Origin of the sequence: Psychrilyobacter piezotolerans (assembly GCF_003391055.1) — a bacterium.
Lineage (GTDB): Bacteria > Fusobacteriota > Fusobacteriia > Fusobacteriales > Fusobacteriaceae > Psychrilyobacter > Psychrilyobacter piezotolerans.
In genome coordinates, this window is record NZ_QUAJ01000001.1 from 38,581 (window position 1) to 53,313 (window position 14,733).

At 33.4% G+C, this 14,733-nt stretch carries 18 protein-coding genes; 14 read left to right on the forward strand and 4 right to left on the reverse strand.

What is annotated here, in order from left to right; all coding sequences use genetic code 11:
- The first annotated feature begins 3 nt into the window (after positions 1 to 3).
- On the forward strand, positions 4 to 1,125 hold the full coding sequence (gene yqeH, locus DYH56_RS00180) for a ribosome biogenesis GTPase YqeH (RefSeq protein ID WP_114641054.1): 1,122 nt from the start codon (positions 4 to 6) through the stop codon (positions 1,123 to 1,125).
- 70 nt (positions 1,126 to 1,195) lie between these two features.
- On the opposite strand, the gene DYH56_RS00185 is transcribed toward yqeH, so the two are convergent.
- Complete coding sequence (locus DYH56_RS00185) at positions 1,196 to 2,908, reverse strand: O-antigen ligase family protein (RefSeq protein WP_114640824.1); 1,713 nt, start codon at positions 2,906 to 2,908, stop codon at positions 1,196 to 1,198.
- A 222-nt stretch (positions 2,909 to 3,130) separates the two neighbouring features.
- On the opposite strand from DYH56_RS00185, the gene DYH56_RS00190 reads away from it, so the two are divergent.
- From DYH56_RS00190 to DYH56_RS00250, 13 genes are all read left to right on the forward strand, one after another.
- Positions 3,131 to 4,243, forward strand: coding sequence for a M20/M25/M40 family metallo-hydrolase (locus DYH56_RS00190; protein ID WP_114640825.1), 1,113 nt, complete (start codon positions 3,131 to 3,133; stop codon positions 4,241 to 4,243).
- Positions 4,244 to 5,041, forward strand: a complete 798-nt coding sequence (gene mreC, locus DYH56_RS00195) for a rod shape-determining protein MreC (protein WP_114640826.1) — start codon at positions 4,244 to 4,246, stop codon at positions 5,039 to 5,041. It begins immediately after the preceding gene.
- 4 nt (positions 5,042 to 5,045) lie between these two features.
- Positions 5,046 to 5,621: a LolA family protein gene (locus DYH56_RS00200; RefSeq protein WP_114640827.1), complete on the forward strand. Its 576-nt coding sequence runs from the start codon at positions 5,046 to 5,048 to the stop codon at positions 5,619 to 5,621.
- On the forward strand, positions 5,602 to 6,291 hold the full coding sequence (gene recO, locus DYH56_RS00205) for a DNA repair protein RecO (protein WP_114640828.1): 690 nt from the start codon (positions 5,602 to 5,604) through the stop codon (positions 6,289 to 6,291). Before DYH56_RS00200 ends, recO begins: the two co-directional genes overlap by 20 nt.
- A gap of 9 nt (positions 6,292 to 6,300) precedes the next feature.
- The gene (locus DYH56_RS00210) at positions 6,301 to 6,765 is read left to right on the forward strand and encodes a PTS sugar transporter subunit IIA (protein ID WP_114640829.1); all 465 of its coding nucleotides are present in this window, start codon (positions 6,301 to 6,303) and stop codon (positions 6,763 to 6,765) included.
- A gap of 3 nt (positions 6,766 to 6,768) precedes the next feature.
- Positions 6,769 to 7,224, forward strand: a complete 456-nt coding sequence (gene nrdR / locus DYH56_RS00215) for a transcriptional regulator NrdR (protein WP_114640830.1) — start codon at positions 6,769 to 6,771, stop codon at positions 7,222 to 7,224.
- Positions 7,217 to 8,050, forward strand: coding sequence for a DUF368 domain-containing protein (locus DYH56_RS00220; protein ID WP_114640831.1), 834 nt, complete (start codon positions 7,217 to 7,219; stop codon positions 8,048 to 8,050). Before nrdR ends, DYH56_RS00220 begins: the two co-directional genes overlap by 8 nt.
- Entirely contained in the window at positions 8,050 to 8,340 is a 291-nt protein-coding gene (locus tag DYH56_RS00225; RefSeq protein WP_114640832.1) for an FtsB family cell division protein, read from the forward strand. Before DYH56_RS00220 ends, DYH56_RS00225 begins: the two co-directional genes overlap by 1 nt.
- Positions 8,340 to 9,356 (forward strand): class II fructose-bisphosphatase, encoded by a 1,017-nt coding sequence (gene glpX / locus DYH56_RS00230; protein WP_114640833.1) that lies wholly within the window; start codon positions 8,340 to 8,342, stop codon positions 9,354 to 9,356. The genes DYH56_RS00225 and glpX overlap by 1 nt, the downstream gene beginning before the upstream one ends.
- 146 nt (positions 9,357 to 9,502) lie before the next feature.
- Positions 9,503 to 9,997, forward strand: coding sequence for a hypothetical protein (locus tag DYH56_RS00235; RefSeq protein WP_114640834.1), 495 nt, complete (start codon positions 9,503 to 9,505; stop codon positions 9,995 to 9,997).
- A 2-nt stretch (positions 9,998 to 9,999) separates the two neighbouring features.
- Positions 10,000 to 10,344, forward strand: a complete 345-nt coding sequence (locus DYH56_RS00240; RefSeq protein ID WP_114640835.1) for an ArsR/SmtB family transcription factor — start codon at positions 10,000 to 10,002, stop codon at positions 10,342 to 10,344.
- A gap of 78 nt (positions 10,345 to 10,422) precedes the next feature.
- Entirely contained in the window at positions 10,423 to 12,102 is a 1,680-nt protein-coding gene (locus tag DYH56_RS00245) for a sensor histidine kinase (protein WP_114640836.1), read from the forward strand.
- A 356-nt stretch (positions 12,103 to 12,458) separates the two neighbouring features.
- A complete protein-coding gene (locus tag DYH56_RS00250) occupies positions 12,459 to 13,334 on the forward strand; it encodes an aldo/keto reductase (RefSeq protein WP_114640837.1) in 876 nt (291 codons plus the stop codon).
- A gap of 155 nt (positions 13,335 to 13,489) precedes the next feature.
- Here the strand turns inward: DYH56_RS00250 and nusB are convergent, their stop codons facing one another.
- Genes nusB through amaP form a run of 3 tightly spaced genes read right to left on the reverse strand, consistent with a single transcriptional unit; the run spans position 13,490 to position 14,685 of the window.
- Complete coding sequence (gene nusB, locus DYH56_RS00255) at positions 13,490 to 13,939, reverse strand: transcription antitermination factor NusB (RefSeq protein ID WP_114640838.1); 450 nt, start codon at positions 13,937 to 13,939, stop codon at positions 13,490 to 13,492.
- A 12-nt stretch (positions 13,940 to 13,951) separates the two neighbouring features.
- Complete coding sequence (locus DYH56_RS00260; protein ID WP_114640839.1) at positions 13,952 to 14,164, reverse strand: DUF2273 domain-containing protein; 213 nt, start codon at positions 14,162 to 14,164, stop codon at positions 13,952 to 13,954.
- A gap of 2 nt (positions 14,165 to 14,166) precedes the next feature.
- Positions 14,167 to 14,685 (reverse strand): alkaline shock response membrane anchor protein AmaP, encoded by a 519-nt coding sequence (amaP, locus tag DYH56_RS00265; protein ID WP_158538991.1) that lies wholly within the window; start codon positions 14,683 to 14,685, stop codon positions 14,167 to 14,169.
- Between the last annotated feature and the right edge of the window lie 48 nt (positions 14,686 to 14,733).

Sequence of the window (14,733 nt, forward strand, 5' to 3'; positions counted from 1 at the left end):
AATATAATAAAAAAGTGTAACGGTTGTGGTATTGAACTGCAAAGTGAAGATAAAAATAAACATGGTTATGTCCCTAAAGAGATGTTAAAGGGAAAGAAAAGTGCAACCTGCCAAAGGTGTTTTAAATTAACTAACTACGGTGATTTTATCCCTATGGAGATGACTGCTGAAGATTATAGAAAAGAAGTTCAGCGTTCTGCTAATAGTGCTAAGATTGTCTTAGCTGTATTCGACATCATTGATTTTGAAGGATCATTTGACGATGAAATATTAGATATTTTGAAAGAGAAGGATTCTATTATAATCATCAACAAGGTAGATCTAATCCCTGGAGGGAAACATGCCAGTGAGGTAGCTAACTGGGTAAAAGAAAGACTTGCAGAGGAAGGAATCGTTCCCCTGGATATCGCCATAGTCAGTGCTAAAAATACTTATGGTATCAACGGTATCATCAGAAAGATAAATCATTTCTGCCCACACGGTGCCAAAGTTATGGTAATGGGAACTACAAATGTTGGAAAATCAAGTATCATCAACAGGTTATTGGGAGAGAAGAAAGCAACTATCTCTAAATATCCAGGTACTACCCTTAAATCAACTAAAAATGTAATACCTAACTCTAATATCACCATAATAGATACTCCTGGACTGATTCCTACCGGAAGAATATCCGATCTGGTATGTGAGAAATGTCATCTGGATATTGTTCCTTCTAAGGAAATCTCCAGGAAAACATTTAAAGTAAATGCTGACAAGATAATCTTAATCGGTGGATTAGTTAAGGTAAAAGTATTAACCGACAACGAGATGAAACCCATATTCAGTATATTTGCTTCTAAAAATGTAACTTTCCACGATACAAAAGAAGACAGGGTAGAGAAACTTATTACAGAACATACGGGGACATTAATAACTCCTCCATGTGAGAAGTGTAAGGATGAGTTCTATGCTCTGCCTGCAAAGACTGAAGTTTATGACCTTAATGTAGGAGAGGAACTTGTATTTAAAGGACTTGGATGGATCTCTGTAAAGAGAGGGCCGTTAAAAGTAGAGATCACCCTTCCAGAAGCAGCAGAAGTAATTGTGAGAGATGCATTTATTCAGCCTAAAAGACCAATCAAATAAGAGAAACAAAAAATGGAAGGGAGCACCCTTCCATTTATTATCTCTCTATTATTTAAAAAAGCTGGAAGGGTCACCCTTCCAGCTTTTTGTTTACACCTATACCCAACCCCATAAAAAACCAAAAATATGGTGCTACCGATACTGCACTGTCATTAAACATCCCGGCAGCCAGATAACCGCTTATGGCCAGTGCTGTGGCCAAACCAACAACTTCATAAAAACTATTAAATTCTCTGTTTCTATAAATTTTTATAGACTGAATCAGATAGGTTCCGATAAAAACCACAAAACCTATAAAAAATAAATATCCCATATTGATGAGGATCTGCAGGTACAGATTATGGGGTTTATCCACTATCATGCTGGGATTCCCAAAGGCTATCCGTTTCCCGAAGTTATCCTCCTGGGGGAAGATCAGAGAATAGGTATCGGGTCCTCCCCCTAAAAATCCGGTCTGCTTCAATTTGGGAATAGTTCTAGACCATATGTATACCCTGGAACTTCCCCTAAATTCATATCCGTCCATCCATCTTACCCTTTCTGCCATATAGATATCGGTGAGCCGACCCTGAAACCCAATAGTTTTAAAGCCGTTATCCCTTAAGATTAAGGGATAACTAAATTTATCATAGACGATGTTATAGTAGTCTTCCTTTCTTTTTTCTATCTCAAATTTTTCATATCTATTGTCGTTAAATTTATATCTATTATCCACAAATTCCGAAGGGAGTGTTCTGCCGTCTTCATCCTTAAAGACCAACTTTTCATCTTTTCTGATAATATTCAATCCAGCTTTATCCGTTGTAACCACAAGGTCATTGGGAGTATTCAAGACCATCTCCCTCATGGGATTATAGCTGGATAACTCTGTATCATATAGTTTTTTCCCCAGTGAATTTTCTGAAAAACCGTCCATTACCCACCCTATGATCAGAGATGTAACTACCAGTAAGATGATTTTCTTTGATTTTTTAATAAGATTTTTCCTGTAAAAGAAGAGAAAAAATATCAGGGTGAACTGCCCTGCTAAAAACCCGGCTCTAGACCGGCACCCCAGCCAGTTTATATAGATCAAGATATAAAACAAATATGCTGAAATATTATATAACTTCCCCCTGACACTTAAAAAAGTCATTGCAGCAAAGAATAAAAACATGACCATCAGTGATCCGCCATAATTTGGGTTAAAATAGGTGGAATAGATAATATATTTATCAAATTTAAAATTCAGAGTGTCCGCTATCCCCCAGAGGTCTTTTGGCAGGATCAGATGTCTGCCCAAAGCACTTTTGAACAGGTCCAATCCAAAAAACTGAAAACTCCCTATAATTGAGATCACAATGATTCCTGCAAAGGCTGCTCCCAAGAGTATTTTTATATCTTTTTTGGTTCTCGCCAGGTTGACAGTCAAAAAAGTTATTACCAGATATGACAGCCATACAAAAATTCCCTCATACCTGTCCCCGACACCCTTTAAGACTATGGATGTAAAGGGGGAAAACACTGTAGATAAGTTAGCCAGGATCCCCATAACTATTAAAGGAATATAATATTTTGTTTTTACGACCTCTCCCTTTATAAAAAAGAGGATGAGTCCTATAGTCGACAAGGCTACAATGAAAATTGCCTTATAGTAGGAGAAAAAATCAAAGTTATTTTCTCCCAATGGATAGGCCATATAATCCAGACTCCCTATAGGAGTTGGTATAATCTTTAACCTTACTATTAGAGGTACCACCCCCAGGATAATTAATAGCGGTAATAATTTTATTTTTTTTAGCATCTAATTCCTCCCCATTGCTTGTAGATTTCCTTTAAAAGTATACCTCTATTTAGTTAATATTTCCATATACAATGTTGATCAGTTTATTTTTTTATGATTATTCTATTAAAATGAGTAAATTAGAATTATTAAAACACCATAACCCTTTGCAAAATCCTTACTTTTATTATATAATTTCTTTAGATAAAACAAAAATAACATTAAATGTATTAGGGGGAGAATATGATAAATGAACAAAGAATCACAGATAACTTTTTAGATATGGTTAAAATCCCGTCACCGTCTTTAAAAGAAAGAGTTATGGCTGATTATGTAAAGGCTGAATTGGAAAAAATAGGCCTTGAAGTTACTGAAGATAATGCAGGTGAAAGCTGCAACGGTAATGCCGGCAACATCATCGGTGTCTTAAAGGCTAAAGGTTCTAATAAAAAGAAAGTATTATTTAGTGCTCATATGGACACTGTTTTACCTTGTGATAAGATCACACCGATTATAGAAGATGGAATCATTAAATCAGATGGTACCTCTGTTTTAGGGGGAGATGACAAAGCTGGTATTGCAGCTATCTTAGAGATGCTTAAGCAGTTAAAAGAAAACAACTTAGATCACCCTGAGATTATTGTTGTATTTTCTATTGCAGAAGAGATAGGTCTTTTGGGTGCCCGTGCAATGGATGTTGAAAAATATGCCCCTGATTTTGGAATTATCATAGACTCAGGCGGAAAACCAGGAACTGTTACTGTACAGGCACCATTTGCAGCTAAAGGAAAGATTGAGATCATTGGTAAACCAGCTCATGCAGGTTTGGAGCCTGAAAATGGAATCAATGCTTTGGTAGTAGCATCCCATGCAATCACTAAATTAAGGTTGGGAAGGGTAGATGAAAACACCACTTCTAATATCGGTGTAGTAACTGGAGGAACAGCTGTAAATATTGTTATGCCCAGTGTATCTATGATGTATGAGGCCAGGAGTTTTGACGGTAAAGTTTTAGATGAACTGCTATCTGAAACCAAAGCTATCTTCACTGAAACAGCAAAAGAGTTTGGAGCAGAATTTAAAGAAGAAATCGTAAAGGGATATGACGGATTTAAAATTGAAGCAGGTAGTGAGATCTTGAGAGTTTTAGAGGGTGCTTGTAAAGATATAGATATCGAATATAAACCTATGAAATCCGGTGGTGGAAGTGATACTAATATCTACAATGGAAAGGGAATTCCTTCTGTTAATCTGGGTATAGGTATGAGTAAAGTTCATACTAAAGAGGAATTTATTAAGATCGAAGATATGGTAGGATGTACAAAATTATTGCTTTCTATTATAGATAAAATATAGATGAATTTCAAACAAAAAAAGACTAAACAAAAGTGGTGGCTGCCTTTAATAATGGTTTTTTTCATGGCTGCCGCTTTTTCCCGGTCTGATCTTTTTATATCTAAAACTAACAACCTGCTGCTTCCCCTCAGATTAAAAGTGTATAAAACTACCAGCAATATCAAAGATTTTTTCAATACTTTTTTTTATATTAAAGAGATCTCTAAAAAAAATGAAATTTTAGAATTAACCATAGAAAAACAAAAACATCTTTCCTTTGAAAATAAGAGTCTTTTAAAGGAAAACCAGCATCTGAGGGAACTGCTTCAAATGAAAAAAAAAGTGAAATATGAAATTATCTCAGCCCAAATTTCCTATATAGATGCACTTAATCCCTATGAGACTATATCTATTGACAAGGGAAAAAATGACCATATAAAACAAAATATGGCAGTTACCTCTACCTCAGGTGTCATTGGGAGGATCAAGGAAGTATTTGATGACCATTCCACTGTAGAGTTGATTACCTCCAGCCAGAGTTATACCAGTGCTACCGATGAAAATGGAGACACTCTGTCAATTTTAAGCGGCCAGGGAAATGAAACACTCAGTCTTGAATATGTCGTTACTGATTCAAATATCCAGGTAGGCGATAAAATATTCACGTCCGGTATCAGTGATATCTATAAAAAAAATCTTTTTTTGGGAGAGATCACAGCTATTGACAATAACGACGAGATGTTTAAACTAATAACCGTAAAACTGCCCTATAATATATTTAATCTCAAAGATGTTATGATTATCAAAAAAGAGAGGTAAGCCCATGAAAAAATTAATGCTTTATTTTTTTATATTCAGCCTGAGTTTATTTGCTGAAAATAAAAATGATTTTAATAAAATTAATACTTTTAAAGCTGTAATTATTGAAAACAGCCATTTAAATAACCGGACGAAAACAAAGGAATATGAAGTTTTAGCCGATCTGCCAGATAAACTCATAAAAAAAATGATTTCTCCTTCCATAAATAAAGGGGAAATTTATCTATATAATGGGTCTGATAAAACCATGTATTACCCTCTTTTAGAACAGACAATAGATCAGAAAATAAACGAAGATGAAAATTACACCCTGAAAATTATTCGTGACCTTAAATCATATGATGGGAATGTAAACTTTAGGGTGATAAAATCTGACAATCAAATCCAAAAAATCATCTACAATGATGGAATAACCATAAAATTTGAATCTTTTTCAAAAATAAATGGGATTAATTTCCCAACACATGTTAAAATATTAGATGAAAATATTGAAGTTTCAGAACTAATAATTAAAGATATCGAAATAAATATTCCTGTATCTGAAAAGGACTTTTCCCTCGATGAAATTATTAAAAACTGATGGTATAGTAATAAAAAAAATTGATCACTCTGAAGCTGACAGGTCATTGACATTGTTTACTAAAAATTTTGGTAAGATCAATCTCAATATTAGCGGTATCAGAAAATCCAAAAAAAGACATCTCAATGGAGCCGACCTATTGGGGATCTCCAACTTTATATTTTATAAAAAAGATGATTACTATATCTTAAGTTCCTTTGAATTAAATGAAACTTTTTTCAACCTTAGGAAAGATCTTGAAAAGTTGAATATTTCTTTTCATATCTTAGAAATTTTAAACTCCATCTTAGTTGAAAATGAAACACGGATAGGTTTATATAAATTACTTTTGAACTCCTTTCGGTTTTTGGATAAAAATAATAAGCCTATCAAAGATTATCTCCTTTTGGGATATTTTTTAGCTCTCCTTATCAAGGGAGAAGGGATTATGTTCAATATAAAAGATGGACTGTATTTTGATATAGAAAATTCCATAATAGATAATGTACCAACCTCCAATAGATTAACTGAGATTCAAAAAATTATGATCATACACTTATTTGATGAAAAGATAAACGATATAGTTTCTCTAGACCCTTCTATAGATGATGTTAAAAACATAATTTCACTCTTGGAGGATTATATGAACTACCATTTAAATTTAAAAATAAATTTTAAAGAATTTTTTTAGGAGGACCAAATGAATATTGCAAAAATAACAGATTATATAACTTTGGATATGATTTCCCTTGATTTAAAAGCTAAAAATAAAAAAGAAGCTCTTTTGGAGTTATCGCAGCTGCTTGGAGCATCGGACTCTATCGATGATCCCAAAGTTATCGAATCAGCTCTTATTGAAAGGGAAAAATTAGGCAGTACTGGAATTGGTAAAGGTGTGGCCATTCCCCATGCTAAAACTAATTTTGCTAAAAAATTAACTATTGCTTTTGGAAGGTGCAATGAAGGGATTAACTTTGAATCTTTAGATAGTCAGGATGTTAAGTTGTTTTTTGTATTTGCTTCACCACTAAGTGACAGCATTGTATACCTTAAAATCTTAGCTAGAATTTCAAGATTGATCAGAAATGAAAATTTTAGAAATAAGCTGCTAAATGCAACGAACCCGCAAGAAATTTTAAATATCATAAGTTCAGAAGAGGGGTAAATTATGGAATGTCCTTACTGTGGTGCTATGGATACTAAGGTTATTGATAGTAGACCCCATAGCATAGATAACTCTATAAAAAGAAGAAGGGAATGTGTCGTTTGTTGTAAAAGATTCACTACCTATGAAAAAATAGAACCCATTCCTATTTTTGTAGTTAAAAAAAATAAGATTAAGGAAGTTTTCAATAGAGATAAACTTTTAAAGGGGCTTGAAAGAGCTGTCATCAAAAGAAATGTCAACCTGGAAGCCTTGGAAAGGTTTGTGGGAGAAGTTGAAGATACCATCAGAAAAACTAACCACCTGGAAATTGAAAGTACCGAACTAGGGGAACTGGTTATGGAAAAATTAAAAAAATTAGATGAGATTGCATATATCCGATTTGCCTCTGTATATAAAGATTTTTCCGATGTAAAATCATTCATAAAAGAGATTGAGGGGATGGTTGACAGTGATTAAAAATATAATCAGTGGTGCTTTTATCGGGGTAGCTAATATTATTCCCGGGGTTTCCGGCGGAACTGTTGCTCTGCTTTTGGGAGTCTATGAAAAACTTACAGAATCTGTAGGAGAATTTTTCACTGCTCCTAAAGAAAAAAAGATGGAATTTATTAAATTTTTATCGCAGATATTTATAGGAGTTGTCATCGGCCTCCTTGTATTTGCCAAGGTCATAGGTTTTCTCTATGCTAACTATAGGGAAGGTACCAGCTTTTTCTTTTTAGGACTTATAGTAGCATCCCTGCCGCTAGTTTTAACCCATAGAGATAATAAACAAATAGATAAACATGGAAAACTGTGGTTTTTATTTGGATTACTTCTGATGATCGGCTTTACTCTCCTCCAGTCTTTTTATGGTAATGGCGAAACTTCCAGCAGCTTATATAGGTTGACTGGAGGATATATCATAAAATTAATCCTGGCCGGGACTTTGGCTGGCGGAGCTATGGTTATCCCTGGAATCTCCGGATCCCTCCTGCTGGTCATGATGGGAGAGTACTATAATATTCTAGGATTTGTAAATAACCGGATGATACTGCCGGTTGCCTTGGTAGGCCTTGGTGCCCTTATAGGTATTGTTGGCTTTGCCAGAATTATAGACAAACTTTTAAAATCCCATAGGGATAATACTCTTTATTTTATAATCGGTCTTATTGTGGCTTCCCTTGTGGAGATCTGGCCTGGATTTACTCTGACTTTATCTAACGGCATTACAAATATTGTAATTTTTGGTTTAGGAATATATATAGTTAAATTAATGAAAAAATTAGAAGGTAATAAATAATGAAAAGAATTAATGGATTTTTCCTATTCATTGTCCTTGGAATATTGGGAGTCTTTCTCTATATCCCTAGGATTTACCAGGGTTACCGAACACTGCATCGTCTGCAGGATGAATTAAAAGCTACAACTATTGAATCTGAAAAATTACATTGTGAGATGGAAGACCTGAGTCTCCAATTGGATAATTTTAATAATCTGTATTATATTGAAAAATTTGCAAGAGATAAACTAGGTATGAAGAAAAAGAATGAAACTATCTATAGAGTTATATACGAGGAGGAACAAGATTAATGAAAAGAGAACTAGCTATCGAATTTGCAAGGGTAACTGAGGCTGCGGCATTAGCAGCACACAAATGGGTCGGTAGAGGTGACAAGGAAGCAGCCGATCAAGCAGCTGTTGACGCTATGAGAACTATGTTAAATAAGATCCATATCAACGGGGAGATAGTTATTGGAGAGGGTGAAATTGATGAAGCTCCTATGCTGTACATAGGTGAAAAAGTTGGTCTGAGAAAAGATCTGGATATCGCCGTGGATATCGCCGTAGATCCTGTGGAGGGTACTCGTATGACTGCCCAAGGTCAGGGGAATGCCCTGGCTGTTATGGCTATCGGAAATAAAGATAGTTTTTTAAAGGCTCCGGATATGTATATGGAAAAATTAATCGTAGGACCTGATGCTCGTGGAGCTATCGACCTTAATTTACCTCTTTTAGACAACGTAACTAACGTAGCTAAGGCTTTAGATAAATCTTTAGATGAATTAGTTATGGTTATCTTGGATAAACCTAGACATCATAAGGTCATCAAGGATCTGCAGCAAATGGGTGTTAGAATATTTGCTATCCCTGACGGGGATGTAGCTGGTTCTATCCTTACTGCTATTATTGATTCTGATGCAGATATGTTATATGGAATAGGTGGAGCACCTGAAGGTGTCATCTCTGCTGCAGTTATCAAAGCTCTTGGCGGAGATATGCAGGCCAGATTAAAGTTAAGAAATGAAGTAAAGGGGATCTCTTTAGAAAATGATAAGATTTCCAACTTTGAAAAATCCAGATGTGAAGAGATGGGGATAGATATTTCCAATGTTTTCACTATTGATGATCTGGTTAAAGATGACGAGGTTATCTTTGCTGCTACAGGGATCACCGATGGAGACCTTTTGACAGGAGTCAGTAGAAAGAAAAATATAGCTAGAACTCAGACTCTGTTAATCAGAGGAAAAACTAAAACTATCAGATATATCAATTCAGTTCATAATTTGGATTTTAAAGATGAAGATTTAAAAGGACTTATAAAGTAAGCTTTTTATAGAGTGTAGATAACTTCTACACTCTATATTAATATCTGATGTTTCGCAGTGATTAAACCCTTAATAACATTGAAATTTTAAAAGTGTGCAATGTTGCAAAAGGTCAGTTAATATCTAAGAATATAAGGAGAAAAAATATGTTATTTTACGATGATTTTATTAAAAAATTGAATAGCACAGATGTAGTGTTAAAAGACAGGTATAAATACGGGTTAAATTTCACAAAAAAAATAGTTTGGCTGGGAACAGGAATTCCCATCACTCTAATTGGAGGATTTCAACTTTGGGTACTTAAAACCAATGGCGGTAACCCAATCGGCTATATCCTGGCCCTCCTTATGGTTTTATTCGGCCTTTACAACTTAAAGATGTCCTATGCCTATAAGATAGAGATCGATGTAACCAATAAAAAGTTAATTAATAAACAGTTTACCATAGAATTAGATAAAGTAAAATTAATCGAACTTCGTAAGATGGTAGCTCCTAAAGGTAAAAAACTAGAAGCTTGTTTAGACATCATCACCCACGATAAAAAACAAATTATTCTGCCGCTTATTATGAACAATAAGTTAGAATTTACATCTGTTATCAGGGAGATCGTTTCCGATAAATTTGTAATTATAAAGGATTAATTATGGATGTCTGTAGATGTATCTCCATCAATGAAACCAGGGTAGATAAGGCTAAAAAAACACTGGAAAGTCTTCCCTCTCTAGACCAGACTGCTAAATTTTTTAAAATTTTAGGGGATGGGACAAGGTTTAAAATTATTACTGTTCTTTTAGAGGGAGAGATGTGTGTGTGTGATATTGCAACCACTCTGAATATGACCCACTCCTCCATCTCCCATCAATTAAAGATTTTAAGGGAAAACAGAGTTCTTAAAAATAGAAAAGATGGGAAGATCGTATATTATTCCTTAAATGATAGTCATGTTAAAAATATCATCCTACAGGGATTGGAACATCATAATCATTAATTTTATCTTCGCTAAAATGTTGAGTTTTTATACTTATTGTGCTAATATAGTATAAATTAATGTGGAGGAGGAGGTAAAATGACTAGATCAAAAATTAAAATATTTAAGTCTTACCTGCTTTTGCTGGGAGGAAGCCTCATTCCTCTTTTTTTATTTATCTCTTTTTTTTATCAATTCAATATATCTCAAAATATAGAAAAAATGAAATCAGAGAAAAAAATGATTTTAAATTTAATAAAAAAAGATATAGAGAGAGAATTTGTTGACTATATAGATGATGTCCGTTTTTTATCTGAGACTCCCCAGCTGAGATCACTTCTGTATAGAAGATCTAATTTGAAGGAAAATCAGGATTATTTAAAAAGTTATCTGAAAATTAAAAGTAAGTATTTTGCAGGATATGTAAGAAATAACAGAAATCATGTGGTCATTGAAGAATATCATAACAATGGGTATATCAAATTTCCTGAACAATTTCTAACAAAAAATCCTAAAAAAATCACATTTTCTAAATTAGGAAAATATAAAAACAATTTTATAGTTAATATTACGGCACCTATCTATGGGGAAAATGATGCTCCTTTAGGTACAATCTCCCTCTATGGAAAACAAGGTTGGATAGATGGTATTTTAGAGAAGTACCGATCCATAAATTTGATCGCTGATGGTGATTTTTATTGGTTGAGCCTGGATAATAATAATAAAATTGATGAATTTCAAAAAACAGAGATCTTAAAACAGGGAAATTTTCTCCCTATAAATTCCAATAGCGGCTCCGTTCTCAGTAAAGATGTTTTATTTACTTTTGATACAATAGATTTTAAAGAACTTTTTCCTCAATTAGATTTTAGTGAAAATACAGAATCTACCTGGAGATTGATTGTTAAAGTCCCTGAAACTGAGATAATTGCCATGAAAAAACATTTTTTAGACGGGTATAGATTACTCAGTTTATTTATTTTTTTCTTCCTATCAATTATTATATGGGTTATTTTAAAAGAAACCAATAAACGTAAATTTTATGAAAATAAACTGGAATCACAAAATCAAAAACTAATAGAAAATAACAGAACTAAAGATAAATTTATATCTATATTGGCTCACGACCTAAAAAGTCCATTTACTGGAATTACCGGGATTTTCAATATTTTAACTAGAAAATATGATTTTTATGATGAGACAAAGAAAAAAAAATTAATCTATTCTATCAACGATTCTATACAGGGAATAAATGCTCTTTTGATAAATTTATTGGAGTGGTCTAAAATACAGAGGGGACATGTGATACCTTCTCCTATAAAAGTTAAGATAAATGACCTCACTGGTTCAGCATACCAGGTTTTAAAATTAAATTTAGAGTCTAAAAATATTAAATTTTCAAACAATATCTCAGATAAACATTTTATTTGGGCTGATAAAAATATGATAGATGCTGTTTTTCGTAATATTCTTTCCAATGCCATAAAGTTTACTCCTAATTCTGGAAAGATTGAACTTTACAGTGAACGAAAAGATAAGTTTATTCTTATATATATCAAAGATAATGGGGTAGGAATGAATTTAGATATTCAATCTAAGTTATTTAAACTCGATCAGCATTTGACTACTCTGGGAACTGAAAATGAGAAGGGAACCGGCTTAGGGCTTATTATTACAAAAGAATTTATCCACCTTAACAGGGGAAGTTTAGAAGTAGATTCTATAAAGGATCAGGGAACTACTTTTATTATCAAGCTCCCGGCATATAGGGAGATATGATAACCTCAGTTTCCTCTGTGGCTCTGCGTTGAAAAGTCAGATTCTAAAGAGTCCCTCTTTAATACGGGTCTGTTTCGATTCACGAATATCAAAATTAGATTTACTTATATCTAATTTTAAATGTGATTGACACAAGAAATAGACGAAAGAAAGTCAAGAAGGTTTATAAATGTCTTAATAAGTAAGTCACAATCGTCATTGTAGAAACAGTATAGCTGAAGCATAACGACTATAAACTTCAATTAAAGTCAAAATCAAAGTCAGATTTTAGTCTGCGTCAAGGATTTTAGTTACTTGTTACTGATATTTAATTATTAGTGTAATTCGTGACAAAAAATAGAAAAATGAGGTAAAAAATGAAATATAATAAGATTAAAAATATAGATAAAGAAATATCCCTTCTGGGGTTTGGCTGCTGGGCTCTGTCTAAACACGGATGGAAAGATGTTAACCAGGAGGAAGCAATTAAAACTCTGGAAAAAAGTATAGAACTGGGGATAAACTTTTTCGATACTGCACCAATCTATGGATTTGGAAAGTCAGAGGAAATTTTAGGAGAAGTTACAAGGGGTATCCGTAAAGACATAGTTATAGCCAGCAAATTCGGACTTAGATGGAATGAATGGGGACATGTTACCCACGATATATCCAGAGATTCCATTTTATTTGAAATAGAAGCCACTCTGGAGCGTTTAAAGACCGACTATATCGACCTCTACCAAGTCCACCACTTAGACAACAAAACATCATTAGAGACGGTATTTAAGACTCTCAACCAATTAAAAGAACAGGGTGTGATAAAAGGTGTAGGAGTATCTAATTTTAAACTGGAGGAGCTGAAACAGGCGTCTAATCTATGTGATATCAGTAGTATTCAAAATCAATATAATATGTTACAGACCAAGGATGAAAAGGATATCCTGCCTTTTTGCCAAAATAACGATATTGGATATATCTCCTACAGCACTTTAGCTCAAGGACTACTGTCAGAAAAAGTGAAAAAAGGATATAAATTTGCCAAGATGGACATAAGAAAATTTAATGACTTATTTCATGACAGGGAAACCTTTGATAGGATTGAAGGTTTGAAGTCCCCTGATAAACCTCTAATAGAGAGTGCTTTTGAGTATGTGATGAAACAGGAATCTCTAAGATCTATCTTGGTCAGCACCACAAAGGTTAAAAATTTAGAAGAAAATATCAAATTAATTAAAAGGCTAAGTAATCAATAACAAAACAAAAGCAGAAATTAGAAGGATCTAATTTCTGCTTTTATTATAACTCTTTTATTCTTATTTTTTCTCGATTCACATCGAAAAGAATACTAACATATCCTGCACCTCAGTTTCTCTTGATCACGAGAAACCATAAAAAGGAAGAGTCTATGTTACTTTTTCACGAACTTAGCCAATACCCCATTTACAAATTCATGTGATGTTGCATCCCCATAAATTTTAGCCAATTCAATAATTTCATTCAATACAATTTCAAAACCAGTCTCTTCGTACATCAATTCATATACACCAAATCTAAGTAATGATCTTTCTACACTTCCTATAGTTTCCAATGACCATTCATCCATCTTTTCAGCGATCTCCTGGTTTATAGTACCGTAGTGTCTGTCTATTCCTGCTGCAAATTCTTTAATGAATTCCACTTCTGTTTTAGTCAAAGTAAGTTCTTCAACGTTATTAGAAACCTCTTCATCTTCCGATATCTCTACCCTTCTGTTTCCATCTTCTAAAAATTCTTCCAGTCTTTGTAATGGTGTTACTTTGTTCATGTCAGCTTCAAATAAAAGCTTGAATAACTCTTCTCTTGCGATCTTTCTACTCATAATTTTCCCTTCCTATTCTTCTTTTAATCTATTAATCAATATTTTTTTTAGCTTTTTAATATTTTCCTTATCTCCAAAGATAGCCCCTAATAAAGTTGTCAACATAACTACTATCATAGGTAGTATACCGTGCGTTATAAAGATATAACCAAAAGCAAATCCCATCAGTCCACCTATGTATTTCTTACTATTTATTGCAAATCTTTCTATCAAATCCTCTAACATAACTAATCACCTCTTCCATTACTAGATTTATCTTTAATTAACTTAGTCACTCTAAGCTCAATTTCTGTAATACTCAAATCTAAATAACTTTCAATCCTATCTTTGATATCTTGTTGGATTAAATTAAGGTCATCCGAAAGGGACTGACTAGACATTATATCAATAGATACAAAAATTTTCAATTTTTTTCCATTAGTTTTATTTTTTACTTTTAAATTTCTAACTTTTGGATGCTCTCCTACCACTTCTTTTACTATATTATTTACGGAATTTGAAGATATCTTTAACATCCCGTTAGGAGTTTTCATCCTTAATTCTTTTGGTCTTTCAAAAAGAGTAATTAATTTCTCTATAAATAATAATAGATAGACTAGAGACACTCCTGCTACAGCACCTCTGGTTATCAGGCTTTTAAAATCCAATACCTCTAAGTATGCCGGAAACATCCCTATATATATCCCAAGTATAGCTAAGATGAAGATCCCTATCCAGGCTATTCCAAAAATAAATTTCATAAACATATCCATTCCCCCAAATTTAAACCTTAAAAATATAAGAGGCGTATAACG

Coding starts and splice junctions, on each gene's coding strand:
- DYH56_RS00185 (WP_114640824.1), bottom strand. CDS start 2,908: ATGCTAAAAAAAATAAAATTATTACCGCTATTAATTATCCTGGGGGTG.
- DYH56_RS00190 (WP_114640825.1), top strand. CDS start 3,131: ATGATAAATGAACAAAGAATCACAGATAACTTTTTAGATATGGTTAAA.
- mreC (WP_114640826.1), top strand. CDS start 4,244: ATGAATTTCAAACAAAAAAAGACTAAACAAAAGTGGTGGCTGCCTTTA.
- DYH56_RS00200 (WP_114640827.1), top strand. CDS start 5,046: ATGAAAAAATTAATGCTTTATTTTTTTATATTCAGCCTGAGTTTATTT.
- recO (WP_114640828.1), top strand. CDS start 5,602: ATGAAATTATTAAAAACTGATGGTATAGTAATAAAAAAAATTGATCAC.
- DYH56_RS00210 (WP_114640829.1), top strand. CDS start 6,301: ATGAATATTGCAAAAATAACAGATTATATAACTTTGGATATGATTTCC.
- nrdR (WP_114640830.1), top strand. CDS start 6,769: ATGGAATGTCCTTACTGTGGTGCTATGGATACTAAGGTTATTGATAGT.
- DYH56_RS00225 (WP_114640832.1), top strand. CDS start 8,050: ATGAAAAGAATTAATGGATTTTTCCTATTCATTGTCCTTGGAATATTG.
- glpX (WP_114640833.1), top strand. CDS start 8,340: ATGAAAAGAGAACTAGCTATCGAATTTGCAAGGGTAACTGAGGCTGCG.
- DYH56_RS00235 (WP_114640834.1), top strand. CDS start 9,503: ATGTTATTTTACGATGATTTTATTAAAAAATTGAATAGCACAGATGTA.
- DYH56_RS00240 (WP_114640835.1), top strand. CDS start 10,000: ATGGATGTCTGTAGATGTATCTCCATCAATGAAACCAGGGTAGATAAG.
- DYH56_RS00245 (WP_114640836.1), top strand. CDS start 10,423: ATGACTAGATCAAAAATTAAAATATTTAAGTCTTACCTGCTTTTGCTG.
- DYH56_RS00250 (WP_114640837.1), top strand. CDS start 12,459: ATGAAATATAATAAGATTAAAAATATAGATAAAGAAATATCCCTTCTG.
- nusB (WP_114640838.1), bottom strand. CDS start 13,939: ATGAGTAGAAAGATCGCAAGAGAAGAGTTATTCAAGCTTTTATTTGAA.
- DYH56_RS00260 (WP_114640839.1), bottom strand. CDS start 14,164: ATGTTAGAGGATTTGATAGAAAGATTTGCAATAAATAGTAAGAAATAC.
- amaP (WP_158538991.1), bottom strand. CDS start 14,685: ATGTTTATGAAATTTATTTTTGGAATAGCCTGGATAGGGATCTTCATC.